The 14,321-nt window shown below is 75.0% G+C and carries 15 protein-coding genes and 1 other RNA gene; 14 read left to right on the plus strand and 2 right to left on the minus strand.

The window, feature by feature from the left end; translation table 11 throughout:
* Window positions 1–20 precede the first annotated feature (20 nt).
* The 7 genes from ACI8AA_RS07115 to ssrA all read left to right on the plus strand — a co-directional run bounded on the left by ACI8AA_RS07115 (window position 21) and on the right by ssrA (window position 6,472).
* Window positions 21–1,037, plus strand: coding sequence for a GNAT family N-acetyltransferase (locus ACI8AA_RS07115; RefSeq protein ID WP_457043792.1), 1,017 nt, complete (start codon window positions 21–23; stop codon window positions 1,035–1,037).
* Window positions 1,034–1,477, plus strand: a complete 444-nt coding sequence (locus ACI8AA_RS07120; protein ID WP_457043793.1) for a GNAT family N-acetyltransferase — start codon at window positions 1,034–1,036, stop codon at window positions 1,475–1,477. The genes ACI8AA_RS07115 and ACI8AA_RS07120 overlap by 4 nt, the downstream gene beginning before the upstream one ends.
* Before the next feature lie 10 nt (window positions 1,478–1,487).
* Window positions 1,488–2,366: an SCO6745 family protein gene (locus ACI8AA_RS07125; protein ID WP_457043794.1), complete on the plus strand. Its 879-nt coding sequence runs from the start codon at window positions 1,488–1,490 to the stop codon at window positions 2,364–2,366.
* A complete protein-coding gene (locus tag ACI8AA_RS07130) occupies window positions 2,363–2,896 on the plus strand; it encodes a carboxymuconolactone decarboxylase family protein (protein ID WP_457043795.1) in 534 nt (177 codons plus the stop codon). The genes ACI8AA_RS07125 and ACI8AA_RS07130 overlap by 4 nt, the downstream gene beginning before the upstream one ends.
* 48 nt (window positions 2,897–2,944) lie before the next feature.
* Window positions 2,945–4,549: an SLC13 family permease gene (locus tag ACI8AA_RS07135; RefSeq protein ID WP_457043796.1), complete on the plus strand. Its 1,605-nt coding sequence runs from the start codon at window positions 2,945–2,947 to the stop codon at window positions 4,547–4,549.
* Window positions 4,550–4,805: 256 nt separating this feature from the next.
* Window positions 4,806–5,945, plus strand: coding sequence for a magnesium and cobalt transport protein CorA (locus ACI8AA_RS07140; RefSeq protein ID WP_457043797.1), 1,140 nt, complete (start codon window positions 4,806–4,808; stop codon window positions 5,943–5,945).
* A gap of 153 nt (window positions 5,946–6,098) precedes the next feature.
* Window positions 6,099–6,472, plus strand: a transfer-messenger RNA (tmRNA) gene (gene ssrA / locus ACI8AA_RS07145).
* Window positions 6,473–7,082: 610 nt separating this feature from the next.
* Here ssrA and ACI8AA_RS07150 read toward each other — a convergent pair.
* Window positions 7,083–7,646 carry a methyltransferase family protein gene (locus tag ACI8AA_RS07150; protein WP_457043798.1) on the minus strand — a complete coding sequence of 188 codons (564 nt, stop codon included), beginning with the start codon at window positions 7,644–7,646 and terminating at the stop codon, window positions 7,083–7,085.
* A gap of 275 nt (window positions 7,647–7,921) precedes the next feature.
* Here ACI8AA_RS07150 and ACI8AA_RS07155 point away from each other — a divergent pair, with 275 nt between their 5' ends.
* The 6 genes from ACI8AA_RS07155 (at window position 7,922) to ACI8AA_RS07180 (ending at window position 12,830) form a co-directional block, all read left to right on the plus strand.
* Window positions 7,922–8,455, plus strand: a complete 534-nt coding sequence (locus tag ACI8AA_RS07155) for a hypothetical protein (protein ID WP_457043799.1) — start codon at window positions 7,922–7,924, stop codon at window positions 8,453–8,455.
* A gap of 161 nt (window positions 8,456–8,616) precedes the next feature.
* On the plus strand, window positions 8,617–9,237 hold the full coding sequence (locus tag ACI8AA_RS07160; RefSeq protein ID WP_457043800.1) for a hypothetical protein: 621 nt from the start codon (window positions 8,617–8,619) through the stop codon (window positions 9,235–9,237).
* A gap of 76 nt (window positions 9,238–9,313) precedes the next feature.
* Window positions 9,314–10,162, plus strand: coding sequence for an MEDS domain-containing protein (locus ACI8AA_RS07165; RefSeq protein ID WP_457043801.1), 849 nt, complete (start codon window positions 9,314–9,316; stop codon window positions 10,160–10,162).
* Window positions 10,159–11,334 (plus strand): anti-sigma factor RsbA family regulatory protein, encoded by a 1,176-nt coding sequence (locus ACI8AA_RS07170; protein ID WP_457043802.1) that lies wholly within the window; start codon window positions 10,159–10,161, stop codon window positions 11,332–11,334. Before ACI8AA_RS07165 ends, ACI8AA_RS07170 begins: the two co-directional genes overlap by 4 nt.
* A gap of 100 nt (window positions 11,335–11,434) precedes the next feature.
* Window positions 11,435–12,349, plus strand: coding sequence for an oxygen-binding di-iron domain-containing protein (locus ACI8AA_RS07175; RefSeq protein WP_457043803.1), 915 nt, complete (start codon window positions 11,435–11,437; stop codon window positions 12,347–12,349).
* 34 nt (window positions 12,350–12,383) lie between these two features.
* Window positions 12,384–12,830 carry an SRPBCC family protein gene (locus tag ACI8AA_RS07180; protein WP_457043804.1) on the plus strand — a complete coding sequence of 149 codons (447 nt, stop codon included), beginning with the start codon at window positions 12,384–12,386 and terminating at the stop codon, window positions 12,828–12,830.
* Window positions 12,831–12,836: 6 nt separating this feature from the next.
* On the opposite strand, the gene ACI8AA_RS07185 is transcribed toward ACI8AA_RS07180, so the two are convergent.
* The gene (locus ACI8AA_RS07185) at window positions 12,837–13,538 is read right to left on the minus strand and encodes a DUF4386 domain-containing protein (protein WP_457043805.1); all 702 of its coding nucleotides are present in this window, start codon (window positions 13,536–13,538) and stop codon (window positions 12,837–12,839) included.
* 94 nt (window positions 13,539–13,632) lie between these two features.
* Between ACI8AA_RS07185 and ACI8AA_RS07190 the strand changes: the two genes are divergently transcribed.
* Window positions 13,633–14,319 carry a TetR/AcrR family transcriptional regulator C-terminal domain-containing protein gene (locus ACI8AA_RS07190; protein WP_457043806.1) on the plus strand — a complete coding sequence of 229 codons (687 nt, stop codon included), beginning with the start codon at window positions 13,633–13,635 and terminating at the stop codon, window positions 14,317–14,319.
* The last annotated feature ends 2 nt before the right edge of the window (window positions 14,320–14,321 follow it).

The following is a 14,321-nucleotide window of genomic DNA, read 5'->3' on the forward strand; positions in this document are numbered from 1 at the left end:
CCCGCCTAGCCTGACCGCCCGTGACCGACGTGCTCCCCGCCGACGTGACCGGCCTGCCCGGCGGGCTGACCGCCCGCCCGCTCACCCTCGACGACGCCCCCGCCGCGGCCGACCTCCTCGCGGCCGCCGAGGCCGTCGACGACACCGGTGAGCACGAGGACGCCGGCGACCTGGCCGAGTGGTGGGGCCGGGAGCTGGTCGACCTGCCGGCCGACGGCCGGGCGGTGGTGACGGGGGACGGGCGGCTGGTGGCCTGGGCGACGTCGATCTCCCAGCGCGGCGGCCGCGAGGCACTGCGCGTCTGGGCCGAGGGCCGGGTGCACCCGGACTGGCGCGGGCGCGGCATCGGCCGGGCGCTGGTCGACTGGCAGGTGCGCCGCGGCACCGCGCAGCACGCGGCGTTCGCCCCGCCCGGGCTGCCCGGCCGGCTCGTCGCCAGCGCCTGGCCTGCGATGACCTCGCTGGAGCGGCTGCTGCAGCGCCGCGGCTTCGCCGTCGAGCGGCTGTTCGCCACCATGGAGCGCCCGCTCGACGACCTGCCCGCCGTCGTCGTGCCCGCCGGGATCGAGCTGGCGCCCTTCGCCTGGGACCGCGACGACGAGGTGCGCCGCGCGCACAACGCCGCGTTCACCGAGCACCACGGCTCCACCGAGCGCGACGAGACCGCCTGGCGCACCTGGTTCACCGGCGTGAAGGCGTTCCGGCCCGACCTGTCGGTGCTCGCGCTGGACGGCGACGGCGCCGTCGCCGGGTACGTCCTCGCCTACGTGTACGAGGCCGACACCCGCGCCACCGGGGTCCCCACCGTCCACTTCGGCCAGATCGGCGTGCTGCCCGGCGCCCGCGGGCGCGGCGTCGCGGGCACGGCGATCGCCGCCGCGCTGGCCCGCGCGGCGGCCGACGGCTGCCGCGCGGCCCGCCTCGACGTGGACACCGAGAACACGACCGGCGCGTTCGCCCTCTACGAACGGGTCGGCTTCCGGGTCGCCCGCACCCACCACGCCTGGGCGTTCCCGGTCGCGCCGGTCGCCGGGTGACGCGCCCGGCGCGGGAGGCGGACCTGACGCTCGTCGAGGCGGCCGAGCGGGCCTACGTCCGGGACGTCGAGCCGGCCCAGGAGGCGGCCTGGACCGCCGCCCTGGACCGCAACCGGACGCTGTGGCGGGCCAACCTGTGCCGGACCACCGTGCTCGAGGCCGACGGGCAGGTCGCCGGGTTCGTCACGTGGACCCCCGACGACGGCGCCGCGCTGGTGGTCACCGTGCAGGTGCTGCCGCCGTTCCGCCGGCGCGGCCACGGCCGGCGGCTGCTCGAGACCTGTGCCGCCGACGCCGCGGCCGCCGGCCTGGCCGAGGTCCGGCTCGGCGTGCACCGCGACAACCCGGCCCGCGCCCTCTACGAGTCCGCCGGATTCGTGCCGGCGGGGGAGGACGGCGACCACCTCCTGTACCGCCGGGCGGCCCGGGCCGCTCGCTAGGGTCGCCGGCATGGTCACCGCCGATCAGCCCGTCCTGGACCCCGCCCTCGTCGGCCGCGCGCACCGCGCCGTCGAGCCGCTGCACAACCACGTGTACTTCGTGCCGGAGACCGAGCAGCACCTGACGGCGATCGGCCTGCGGCCCGGGCGGATGGTCTACTTCGCCGGCCGCGCGGCCCCGATGGGTGCCGTCGGCCCGGGCGTGGTGACGGCGACCTTCTCCAACTTCTCCCCGGCGATCGTGGCCCGCCACATCCCGCGGGCCTGGACGCTGGCCTCGCCCGCGCAGGTGGTGGAGGCCCGGTTCGCCTCCGCCCGCGCCTCGCTGGCCCGGCTGCTCGGCGGCGAGGAGGCCGCGGCCGCACCGGAGGTCACCGAGCTCGGCGACCTGCTCGCCGACGCCTGCTCCGTGCTCCCCGCCGAGGGGCGCCCGCTGTACGCCGGCCACGCCGACCTGCCCTGGCCGGAGGACCCGGTCACCCGGCTCTGGCACGCCGCGTCGCTGCTGCGCGAGTGGCGCGGTGACGGGCACGTCGCCGTCCTGGTCCGCCACGGCCTGTCGGGCCTGGAGGCGCTGGTCACCCACACCGCCACCGGCCGCGGGTTCCTGCCCGCGTCGGCGAAGGCCACCCGCGGCTGGAGCGACGAGGACTGGGCCGCCGCCGCCGCGCGGCTGGCCGACCGCGGCCTGCTCGACGGCGACCGGCTCACCGAGGCCGGGCAGCGGCTGCGCGCCGACCTCGAGGCCGAGACCGACGCCCTGGGGACCACGCCGTGGGCGCACCTGGGCCCGGAGCGCACCGCCCGGGTGGTCGAGCTCGGCAAGCGGATGTCGGCCACGCTCGTCGCCAACGGCGCCTACCCCTCCGGCGTCTTCGCCGGCCGGTGACCCCGCGGCTGCCCGAGGCGCCCGGCGAGGGGCCGACGGCGGACCTGCTGCGCACCCGGCGCGGGGGCGTCCTGTCCACCCTCGACCGGTTGCTGCTGCACAGCCCGCCGGTGGCCGAGGGCTGGAACGCGCTGCTCGGCGCGCTGCGCGGCGGCACCACGCTCCCCGCCGACCTGCGGGAGCTGGTGGTCCTGCGGGTCGCCGTCCTCACCGGCGCGGCGTTCGAGTGGGCCGCCCACGAGCCGATCGCCCGCCGCGCCGGGCTGACCGACCTGCACCTGCGCGTGCTGCGCGCCGACGACGCCACCGCCGAGCCGGTGTGGACGCCGGCGCAGGCCGCCGTGCTGGCGTTCACCGACGCCTCGGCCCGCGCCGTCGCCGTCCCCGACCCGGTGTTCGCCGCGGTGCGCGAGCACCTCGACGACCGCGGGGTCGTCGAGCTCACCGCGCTGGTGGGCGGCTACGCGATGGTCGCCCGGTTCCTCGTCGCGCTGCAGGTGCCGCCGCCGGACGGAGAGGTTCCCGGCTGAGCCGCCGCTCCCTATCGTGTGGTCCGGGTCACACGACTGGGGGCTGCCATGACCACGACCGACCGTCCTCCGCAGCGCACCGACGTCGACGCCGCCTTTCGCGGCCACGCGACCTACCGCAGCCTGGGTGAGCAGCAGCTCAGCCCGACGGAGGAGCGCTTCGAGAAGGGCCGCCGGACCGTCGGGCTGTTCCTCGCCCCGGTCGTGACGATCGTCTTCGCGCTGCTGCCGCTGGACCTGCCCCGGGACCAGCACCTGCTCGCCGCGGTCCTGCTGGGCGTCATCGTCCTGTGGATCACCGAGCCGGTGCCCATCCCGGTGGGCGGCCTCATCGGTGTCGGCGCGATCGTCGTCCTCGGGGTGGTGCCGGCGGACGACGCGGTGGCGCCGCTCGGCTCGACGACGGTGTTCACCTTCATCGGCGCGTTCATCCTGGCCGCCGCCATGCTCAAGCACGGCGTCGCCCGGCGGTTCGCGATGGCGATCCTGTCGATGCAGTGGGTCGGCGCCTCGACGGCGCGGGTCATCATCGCGTTCGGGCTGATCACCGCCCTGCTGTCGGCGTTCGTCTCCAACACCGCCACCGTGGCGATGCTGCTGCCCACGGCGATCGGCATCCTCTCCGTGATCGCCAAGCTGATGCAGGACAAGGGGCTGGTCAGGCCCGACTTCGACCCGCTGCGGCTGCGGGTCGGCGTCGCGCTGATGCTCATGCTGGCCTACGGCGCGAGCGTCGGCGGGCTGATCACCCCGGTCGGCACGCCGCCGAACCTCATCGGCCGCGGGCTGATCGAGGAGGCGACGGGGGAGCGGATCGGGTTCCTCGACTGGATGCTCATGGCGCTGCCGATCTGCGCGCTCATGTTCGTGGCGCTGGCCGCGGTCCTGCTACTGCTCAACCGGCCGGAGATCAAGCGGATCGAGGGCGTGCACGAGTACGTGCGGCAGGAGCGCGCCCAGCTCGGCCCCGTCTCGCGGGCGGAGAAGAACACGCTGGCCGCCTTCGGCATCACCGTCGCCTGCTGGATCTTCCCCGGTGTCATCGCGCTGGTCGCCGGCACGGAGTCCGACCTCTACACGACGATCAGCGACCGGATGGACGAGGGCATCATCGCCGTCCTCGGGGCGTCGCTGCTGTTCCTGCTCCCCACCGACTGGAAGCGGCGGGAGTTCACCCTCAACTGGTCGGACGCCGCGAAGATCGACTGGGGCACGATCCTGCTGTTCGGCACCGGGATCATCTTCGGCTCGCTGCTCGCCGACACCGGCCTGGCCGAGACGATCGGCAACAGCTCGGCCGACTGGCTCGGCCTGACCAGCACGTTCGCGATCACCGTCTTCGCCGTCGTGCTGGCGATCATCATCAGCGAGACGACGTCGAACACCGCCTCGGCCGCGGTCGTCGTGCCGATCATCATCCCGGTGGCGGTGGCCGCGGGGATCAACCCGTTCGTGCCCGCGCTGGCGGCGACCTTCGCGGCGTCGTTCGGGTTCATGCTCCCGGTGTCCACGCCGCAGAACGCGATCGTCTACGGCTCCGGCGTCGTGCCGATCACCAAGATGATCCGCTCGGGGATCTCCTTCGACGTCCTGGGCGCACTGCTGATCGTGGTCCTGCTGCCGGTCATGGTGGACCTGGTCCTCAACGTCTGAACGGAGGGTGGACGGAGAGGGAAGTCTCCCCTCCGGCGAGCCCGGGCACGCGGGGACGTGTCACGATGGACGACGGCCCGCGTGCTGGCGGGCGCCGGTCGACGGGGAGGAGGGCGAGCCGTGCGCAGCGAGCCCCCCAGTCCCAGTCCCGAGGCCCTCCCCGCCTGACTCCCGGTCGCGCCGCGCGCGCCGGGGCAGCGCGCGCGTGGAGGGCCTCCGCTGAGTCCCGCCACCCAGCGTCCCCCGGGAGTCCGTCATGGCCGACCGTCGCCTCGCGCCCCTCACCGCCCTGTCCACCCTCGGCCGCCGTCCGCGGCCGCAGGTGCTCCGGCCGGTGCCGACCCCGCCGGCGCCGCCGCAGCCCGAGCGCCAGTCGCGCCTGGTCGACAACGCCGTCTACGCGAGCGGCCGGCGCATCGCCACCCCGCCGTCGGCGGAGGAGAGCCACGACTGGCTGACCGAGGGCTTCGACGACCGGCTGGTGTGGCTGGGCCTCTACCGGCCCGAGCCCGCCGAGCTGGGGGAGCTGGCCGAGCAGTACGACCTGCCCGACCTCGCCGTCGAGGACGCCATCCAGGCCCACCAGCGGCCCAAGTTCGAGCGCTACGGCGACACGCTGTTCGTCGTCCTCAAGGCCGCCCGGTACCTGGACGCGGCCGAGGAGGTCGAGTTCGGCGAGCTGCACCTGTTCCTCGGCCGGCAGTTCGCGATCACCGTCCGGCACGCCGAGTCGCCGGACCTGGCCCGCGTGCGGCGGCGGCTGGAGAGCGAGCCCGCGCTGCTGGCCAAGGGCAGCGAGGCGGTGCTGTACGCGATCCTCGACGCCGTCGTCGACGGGTACTCACCGGTGGTCGCGGGCCTGGCCAACGACATCGACGAGATCGAGACGGAGGTCTTCCGCGGGGACCCCGGCGTCTCGCGGCGCATCTACGAGCTGTCGCAGGAGGTCCTGGAGTTCCAGCGGGCCGCCCAGCCGCTGACCGGGATCCTCGCCGCCATCACCGCCGGGTTCGACAAGTACGGCGTCGACGAGGAGCTGCGCAGCTACCTGCGCGACGTCGCCGACCACGTCACGCAGGTCAACGAGCGCATCGAGGCCTTCCGGCTGCAGCTGCGCGACATCCTCACCGTGAACGCGACGCTGGTGGCGCAGCGGCAGAACGACGAGATCCGCGAGCTGACCGAGGCCTCGATCGCGCAGGGCGAGGAGGTCAAGAAGATCTCCGCGTGGGCGGCCATCCTGTTCGCGCCGACCCTGGTGGGCACGGTCTACGGGATGAACTTCGACGACATGCCCGAGCTGTCGTGGCACCTCGGCTATCCGTTCGCGCTGGTGCTGATGCTGGGCGTGAGCCTGACGCTGTACGCAGTCTTCAAGCGCCGCGACTGGATCTAGCGGCCCGGCGCCGGCTGTTGATCATCGGCTGCGTGCACGACGACACGCCGTCGCCCGGCGTGTCGAGCGGCAGGCACCCGATGATCAACGCGCCAGGACGCCGAGGGAACAACCCGGTGGCCGGCCCGGTTACGATGGGTGCACAACTACACAGGGGGTGAATGGTCTCGACTTCGGTCGTTCGACCAGGGGAAGCGAGCCGAGGAAGGCAACGATGACCTCGTTAACCATGCGTTGCGACTCACAAGTGCCGCTGATAAGCGCACTGACTTCGCTCTCGCTGCCTGACAGCAGCTAGGCGAGTCTGTCAGCCCGGGTTCGTCATCGGCCCGGATCCTGGCATCAGCTAGATGACTCACCGTGCGCGCCGGTCACGGGCGCGCACGGGACACCGAACAGTGACTGGGCCCGTCACACCGACCCGTCCGTGGGATCGGTGGGGCCGAGCAGAGACGCAGCGGACTGCGCTCGGAGAAGCCCTGGTTCTGCGTCGAAGGACGCGGGTTCGATTCCCGCCACCTCCACCCCGAGGTCTTCGCAGATTGCGCGAGACCCTTCGCAGAATGACGAACCGCCCCGGACCTCCAGGTCCGGGGCGGTTCGTCGTCGAGCGGGATCAGTCGGCCCGACGTCGCGAGGTCGAGGAGGCCACGCGACGCCCAGACCCTCGCCCGCGGAAGCCGCCGCGGAGCCCCGTCCGGCGGAGAGGCGGCCTCGGCGTCAGAGGGTCGTACCGGAAGCCGCCGACGTCACCCGGGGAGGACCCACGGAGCCTTCCCGAACGGGGCGCCCGTGCGCCTCCCGCACCGCCGGCAGATCTTGTCGTCCGGTTCCGAAGGCCGCTCCCCGTCGGGGTGTCGCTGGACGTAGGAGTGGAACCCGAACCGGCACCTCAGTGGTTTCCCGGCCATGGGCCGACGCTAGGAGTCGCCGATCGCGCCAGGAAGAGGCGTACGACCCGGCGCGCCAGGCCTGCGCCGCTGGTGCCGGGGTGCTGACGTCGCGGCCGGTGGGTGCAGCTCACCGGTGCCGCTCGGGGGAGCGGGCGGCCCGACCTCGCCGTCGAGCGATCCACGGAGACCCCACCCCGGATCCGGTGCCCGGCAGGACCCCACAGCCCGACCACGGAGGGCCCGGTCAGGCGACCGGGCCCTCCGTGCGTCCGGACCCGGGGCGGTCCGGCACCGGAGGCCGGGCAGCTCCGGTCCACGGCCGCACCCGCGGGATCCACCCCCGGACGTTCCGCCGGTACTCCCGGTACCCGTCGCCGTGATCGAGCTCCAGCGTCGGCTCCTCGTAGGCCCGCACGAACAGCACCACCGCGAGGAGCACGACGGCCGCGTAGAGCAGGGCGCCCACGCTCCCGAACAGCAGCGCCTGCCCGAGGACGATCGCCAGCACCGCCAGGTACATCGGGTTGCGCACGTACCGGTACGGCCCGACGACGACGAGGTGGCCGGTCGGCACCAGTGGCGCGGGCGTCCCGTCGGCACGGGCGAAACGGACGAACGCGTCGAGCAGCACGAGGACCCCGCTCAGGATCACGACGGCCGCCCCGATCGCGACCGGGGAGGCCCAGGCGCCCGTCCACGGGATCCGCCACCCGGTGATCAATCCTGGGACCAGTCCGGCCACCACGCCGGGTGTGAGCACGAGGAACACGAGCGTGCCGGCCCAGGCCCGGACGCGCACGCGCTCCACGTGCGGAGCGTAGCCACCGCGCCCGGCCCGCGGTCCGGTCCCGATTCCACCCCGGTGCCGCGCACGCGATGGCCTGTCGGGGCGGTGGGGGCGCTCCCATACTCGGCTCGTGGCCCGGCCAGACGTGCCACCCGGGCGCGTCCGTCGGTCGCCAGGCGGAACTGCCGGTCTGGCCGACCCCTGGACCGTGCGGGACGCGCGGGTCACGTGTCCGTCGCCCCAGCGTCGGCGCCGGCCGCCGCCGGGACGGCTCCCGAGTGTCCAGGGAGGCAGAGATGGCACACAGAGTTCCGCGGAGCAGGACGGCGCTGGCTGTGGGCCTCGGCGCGCTGCTCGCACCCGTGCTGTTCACGGGCGCCGCAGCCGCCCACACCGGCGACGGCGGAGGGGACGGGATCACGCCGATCCCGCCGGTCGCCCCCGTGCAGGTCACGGTCCTGGCGAGGGGAGCGGCGGGGGAGTTGGCGATCTCGGACGAGCAGACCGGCTTCCACCTGCGGGCGGACCGGCCGACGGACGTGGTCATGGTCCAGGCCACCGTGCCGCCACACAGCTCCACCGGCTGGCACACCCACGCCGGGCCGTCCACGGCCGTCGTGGCGAGCGGGGCGGTGCGGCTGATCGAGCCCGAGGACGGTCACGGCTGCACGGAGGAGACCCTCCCCGCCGGGACCGCCTGGGTGCACCCGAAGCACGTCCACGACATCGCCAACGACGGCGCGCAGCCCGCCGTCGTCTACCTCACCTACTACCTGCCGGCCGGGGCGAGCCCGGCCCTGGTCCCCGCCGACCCGCCGCACGGCTGCTGATCGCGGGAACGGACGGGCGGTCCGGGAGGCGTCGCCCCTCCCGGACCCCGTGCCCGCCGGGCAGGCCGCCCGGCCCTGTCCGGCGGGCCGGGGAGCGAGGACAGTGGCCCCTGCGGCGATGCCGCCGGGGCGTCGCCGCTGCTCGAGGAAGGAGTGGTGGCATGTACGCCCGCACCACCACCGTCCGCGGCGAGCCGCAACGCGTCGACCACGGCATCGCCTACGTGCGCAACGAGGTGCTGCCCGTCATCCGGCTCATGGACGGGTTCGTCGGCCTCTCGATGCTCGTCGACCGGGACGCCGGCCGCTGCATCGTCACCTCCGCCTGGGAGGACGGGAGGGCCATGCGCACCAGCGCCGCGCGCGTGCACCCGATGCGCGTGCAGCTGGTCGGGATCTTCGGCGGGGAGCCGGAGGTCCAGGAGTGGGAGATCGCGCTGGTGCACCGCGCGCACGAGACCCACGACGGCGCCTGGGCCCGGCTCACCTGGACCCGGGGCGACCCCGCGGACACCGACCGGACGCTCGACCTCTTCCGCACGACCACGCTCCCGCGGATCGAGCGGATGCCGGGCTTCTGCAGCGTCAGCGTCCTCGCCGACCGCGACAGCGGCCTGTCCGTCGGAACCGTCACCTTCGACGACCGCGCCGCGCTCGAGGCCACGCGGGAGCAGGCCCGGTCGATCCGCGAGGACGCCGTCCGGGCGATGGGCCGGGACGTCGTCGACGTCGCCGAGATGGAGCTCGTCCTCGCCCACCTGCGGGTGCCCGAGACCGTCTGACCGGCCCGCGGCGCGAGCCGGGGACGAGTGCCCCGCCCGCGGAGCCGACCGGGGCCGTGCGGCGTAGCGTGGACCCGTGCCCGGACCGGGTCACGCCGGCTCCCCCCGGAGCCGTGGTGCACGAGGCCACTTCTGCGTCCTCCACGACGACGTCGCGGAGTTCCGCCGCCGCGTCGTCGCCTTCTTCGCGGCGGGGCTCCGCGACGGCCTGCGCCTGGTCTACGTCGGCACCGGGACGCCCGCGGACGCGGCGGCGGACCTCGCGGGCCTGGCGGACCTCGACCGGCTGCTGGGCGAGGGCACCCTCGAGGTGCTGACGCTCGACGACGTGTACGGGTCCGGCGGTCCGGTCCAGGCCGACGAGGTGGTGCGGCACTGGGCGGCGGCGACCGAGCGGGCCCTGGCCGACGGCTTCCGGGGGCTGCGGGTGAGCGCGGAGGGCACCGAGCTGCTCCGCCCCCCGCACCAGCGGGACGCCTTCGCCCGGTACGAGTTCCTCGTGGGGCGCTACATGGCCGACCACCCGATGTCCGCCCTGTGCGGGTTCTCGACCGACCTCGGGATCGACCTCGTGACCGAGTTCGCGGCGCTCCACGCCCCCGATCCGTCCGGGCAGCCGGCCCTGGGGGTCTCCGCCCACGCCGACGGCGCGCTCGGCCTGACCGGGGAGACCGACCCGGTCGCCGTCACCGCGCTCGGGCGGGTACTGGCCCGCCTGGGGCCGGGGGCCGACACCGGGACCCTGGTCGTCGACATGGGCGACGTCGAGTACGTCGACCACCGGTTGCTGCGGACCCTCGACGACTACGTGCGGAGGACCGGGGTACGACTGACGGTCAGATCGACCCCGCCGTTCGCGGCCCGGCTGATGGACCTCCTGCCGGCGTCCTACCTGCGGCCCGCAGACGTGGGAGCGGAGTCATGAGAACGGGTGCCGCACGGGGCCGGACCGGCAACTTCCACGAAGCCGGCTTCTACTCGTCCGACGACGAGTTCCTGGCGATGATCGTGCCCTTCGTGACCCAGGGGACGGCCGCCGGTGAGCCGGTCGTCATCGGGTACGACCCCCGCAAGTGCGACCTGCTCCGGGCGGCGCTGCCCCGGCTGGACGGGGTCACCTTCATCCAGGACGCGAGCCTCTACGCCTCGCCCGCGCGCGCCATCGAGGCCTACCGGCAGCAGTTCGAGCAGCACGTGGCCGCCGGCGCGGGGCAGGTCCGGATCGCCGGGGACGTCCCCCACGAGGGCAACGGCCGGCGGTTCGAGGGCTGGGACCGGTACGAGTCGGCGGTCAACGTCGTCTGGCAGGACTACCCGGTCTGGAGCCGCTGCCTGTACGACGCCACCACCGTGCCGGACGCCGTGCGCGAGGTCGTCGGCCGCACCCACCCCCGCCTGGTCACCCCGGACGGCGGCGCCGGCGCCAGCCCGCGGTACCAGGACGTCGCCGAGTTCGAGGGACTGCCGCCGGCCGCCGACCCGCTCGAGCGGACGGCGCCGGTGGTCGACCTGGCCGACGTCTCGCTGAAGCAGACCCGGCGCCGGGTCCGCGACGCCGTGGACGGGCTGCTCGGCGGCACGGCGCTCGACGAGCTGCTGTTCGCGCTGTCCGAGGCCGTCGTCAACGCGCAGCTGTACGGCCGCCCACCCACCACCGTCCGGGCCTGGACCGGGGACGGCCGGGTCCTCGTGCGCGTGCACGACACCGGCCCCGGGCCCGCCGACCCCCTGACCGGCCTCGTCCCCGCCCCCGACAGCGCGGACGGCTCCGGGCTCGGCCTGTGGCTCAGCTGCCGGCTCGCCGAGGTCGACGTCGCGCTCCTCACCACCGACGGCTGCACCGTCCGGCTGCGCACCGGCCCGCCGCCCGCCGCGGAGGAGGCCGGCGGCGGGCCGGTGCTGCGCCCCGGGACCGCGCGCGGCAGGCCCCACGGCCCGGGCGCCGTCCACGCCGTCGACGGCGACGGCTCCTCGTTCTGCGGGGACGTCCCCGCGACCCGGCTCGACCCGGCCGACGACCGCCACTGGTCCGACGTCCCGCCCGGCGAGCGGTGCCGGCAGTGCGAGCTGCTGCTGGAGCACCACGGCCCCGCCTGACCGCGCCCGGAGGACGAGGGCCCTGGTGGAGGACGGGGAGCCGTCCTACGTTCGGGGCGGCCGAGGAGGCGGCCACCGAGCGCGGCCGAGGAGGCGTCCCATGGACAGTCCCTACCGAGGTCAGGCCGACGTCCACGTCCTGCCCACCAACCTCTCCCTGCCGGGGATCGGCGTCCTCCCGATCAACGCCTACCTGATCACGGCCGAGGAGCCGGTCCTCGTCGACAGCGGCATCGCCGTCGACGCGGACCAGTTCCTCGACGCGGTCGGCTCGATCGTCGACCTGCGGACCCTGAAGTGGGTCTGGCTCACGCACGACGACGCCGACCACACCGGCAGCGTCCAGCGGATCATGGAGGCGGCGCCGAACGCCACGCTGGTCACCCACGCGTTCTCCGCCCTGCGGATGTCGACGTGGTGGCCGGTCCCCATGGAGCGGGTGCACGCCATCCGGGCCGGCGACGAGATCCACGTGGGGGACCGCACGCTCACCGCCGTCGCCCCGCCGCTGTTCGACAACCCGATGTCCCTCGGCGTCCTGGACCGCTCCACCGGGGCGCTGTTCACCGTCGACGCCTTCGGGGCGCTGCTCCCGGAGCCCACGCAGGACGCGGCCGACGTGTCCCCGGAGGCCCTCGCCGGCGGCATGATCGGCTGGGCCACCTCGGACTCGCCCTGGGTGCACCTCACGGACGAGGCCGAGTTCGGCCGGGTCCTCGACCGCGTCCGGCAGATCCAGCCCCGGCGGATCTTCTCCTCGCACCTCCCCGTCGCGAGCGGGACGGAGCTGGAGGAGTTCCTCCGCGTGCTGGCCCAGGTCCCCACCGCGGAGCGGTTCGTGCCGCCGGACTCCGAGCAGTTCGCCGAGATGATCAAGGCGATGGCGGAGGCGCAGCGCGCCGGCGAGCAGGTCCCCGCGACCCCGACGGTGGCCGACGCGCAGGGGCCGGGCGCGTCCCCACCGGCGCCGCGGCGGCCCAGCTCGCCGGCGGGCGAGACGGTCCGGAGCCCGTAGCCGGCCGGCCCGGTGCGGCGGGACCATGCGGAGCGTGGGCCGCGAGGTGGACGTCCGCACCGAGACGGTCATCCGGCGTCCCCGGGCGGAGGTGGCCGCCTTCGCCGGGGACCCCGCGAACGCCCCCGGGTGGTACGCGAACATCGACTCGGTCGACTGGCGGACCGCGCCACCGGTCGCGGTCGGGTCCCGGATGGACTTCGTGGCCCGCTTCCTTCGCCGCCGGCTCGCCTACACCTACGAGGTCACCGAGCTGGTGCCCGGCGAGCGGCTGGTCATGCGGACGGCGCAGGGACCGTTCCCCATGGAGACGACCTACACCTGGGAGGCGCTGGACGACGGCCGGACCCGGATGACGCTGCGCAACCGCGGCCGGCCGCAGGGCTTCTCCCGCTGGGCGGCGCCGCTCCTCGCCGGCGCCGTCCGCCGGGCCAACCGCGCCGACCTCGCCCGGCTGCGGTCGCTGCTGGAAGCGCACTGACCGCCGTCAGGCCGGGACCGGGTCCCGCCGGGGCGCGGCCGGCGGCACGGACACCGCCGGCCGGCGGAAGCCGCGTGCGACCAGGTACACGGCGAGGCCCATCTCCCACACGGTGACCGGGACGGCGCCGAGGAACCCCCACACCGAGACCTGCTCGTAGACGCCGAACAGCACGGCGGCCGACGAGAGGAACACCAGCGGGCCGCCGACCAGGCCGGTTCCCGCGATCCACCGGGGCGCCAGGCGGCCCCGGTGCACCAGCGTGGCCAGCAGCAGCGTGTTGACGCCGATGACCAGGCCGGGGCCGACGAGGAACGTCGCGTCGTGCAGCGCCACCAGCCCGCGGGCGACGCCGACCAGGGACGCGTCGTCGCCGGCCGACCGGAGCGTGACCACCGCGAGCACGCTGGCGACCCCCACGACGATGACCGCCGCTTCCAGGAGCCGTCCGCAGACGTAGCCGAGGGCCAGCGCCCGGCCGTGCCGCTCGACCACCGGGTACGCCGTCACCGCGGTGCCGATGCAGGCGGCGGCGAGCACCACCTCCAGCAGTGCACCCCAGCGCACCTGCGTGTCCGCGCCCGCGCCCCGCACGTACCCGGGGTCGCCGAGCAGCGGCTGGTACAGCGCCAGCGCCGCGACCGCGGTGACCGCGGCGACCAGGAAGAACACGCCCGTGACGACGGCGGCTCCGCGGGACTCCCTCATGACCTGCTGCTCCCTCCGATGGTGGTGTACGGCGTACACCGACGGCGGAGACGGTAGGGTGTACGCCGTACACACGTCAAGCAGGGGGGATCGGATGGCGCGGGAGCCGCTCACCCGGGCGCGGGTGCTCGCGGCCGCGGTGGCACTGGCCGACGGGGCCGGCCTGGCCGCGATGAGCATGCGGCGGCTGGCCCAGGAGCTCGGGGTCGTCCCCATGGCGCTGTACCGGCACGTCGCCGACAAGGACGAGCTGCTCGACGGGATGGTCGACGTCGTCATCGGGGAGTTCGAGGAGCCCGCCCCGGGCTCGGACTGGCGGACCGCGGTCCGTCAGCGGCTGCTCTCCGCCCGCCGGGCCGTGCTGCGGCACGCGTGGGCGCGGCAGGCGATCGAGTCGCGCACCCACCGGACGCCCGCCGTCCTCGGCCACATGGACGCCGTCGCGGGCACCTTCCGCGCCGGCGGGTTCTCCGTCGACCTCACCCACCACCTCATGCACGCCCTGGGCAACCGCATCTGGGGCTTCAGCCCCGAGCTGTTCGAGGAGCCGCGCGACGACGCCGCCCCCGAGCCGACGCCGGAGCAGCGGCAGGCCGTGGCCGTGGAGTTCGCGCGGCGGTTCCCGCACGTGCTGGAGATCGCCACGGCGGCCACCGGCGGCGACCTGTCCGGCGTCGGGCAGGGCTGCGACGAGGACTTCGAGTTCGCCTTCGCCCTGGACCTGCTGCTCGACGGCGCCGAGCGGCTGCACGCGCGCGGCTGGCGCAGCTCGCCGTCCTGACC

The sequence above is a fragment of the Geodermatophilus sp. SYSU D01180 genome (assembly GCF_054050415.1).

What these genes read in the sequence shown, in the direction of transcription:
- ACI8AA_RS07125 (WP_457043794.1), top strand. Translation starts at nt 1,488, where the DNA reads ATGGTCACCGCCGATCAGCCCGTCCTGGACCCCGCCCTCGTCGGCCGC.
- ACI8AA_RS07135 (WP_457043796.1), top strand. Translation starts at nt 2,945, where the DNA reads ATGACCACGACCGACCGTCCTCCGCAGCGCACCGACGTCGACGCCGCC.
- ACI8AA_RS07140 (WP_457043797.1), top strand. Translation starts at nt 4,806, where the DNA reads ATGGCCGACCGTCGCCTCGCGCCCCTCACCGCCCTGTCCACCCTCGGC.
- ACI8AA_RS07155 (WP_457043799.1), top strand. Translation starts at nt 7,922, where the DNA reads ATGGCACACAGAGTTCCGCGGAGCAGGACGGCGCTGGCTGTGGGCCTC.
- ACI8AA_RS07160 (WP_457043800.1), top strand. Translation starts at nt 8,617, where the DNA reads ATGTACGCCCGCACCACCACCGTCCGCGGCGAGCCGCAACGCGTCGAC.
- ACI8AA_RS07170 (WP_457043802.1), top strand. Translation starts at nt 10,159, where the DNA reads ATGAGAACGGGTGCCGCACGGGGCCGGACCGGCAACTTCCACGAAGCC.
- ACI8AA_RS07175 (WP_457043803.1), top strand. Translation starts at nt 11,435, where the DNA reads ATGGACAGTCCCTACCGAGGTCAGGCCGACGTCCACGTCCTGCCCACC.
- ACI8AA_RS07185 (WP_457043805.1), bottom strand. Translation starts at nt 13,538, where the DNA reads ATGAGGGAGTCCCGCGGAGCCGCCGTCGTCACGGGCGTGTTCTTCCTG.
- ACI8AA_RS07190 (WP_457043806.1), top strand. Translation starts at nt 13,633, where the DNA reads ATGGCGCGGGAGCCGCTCACCCGGGCGCGGGTGCTCGCGGCCGCGGTG.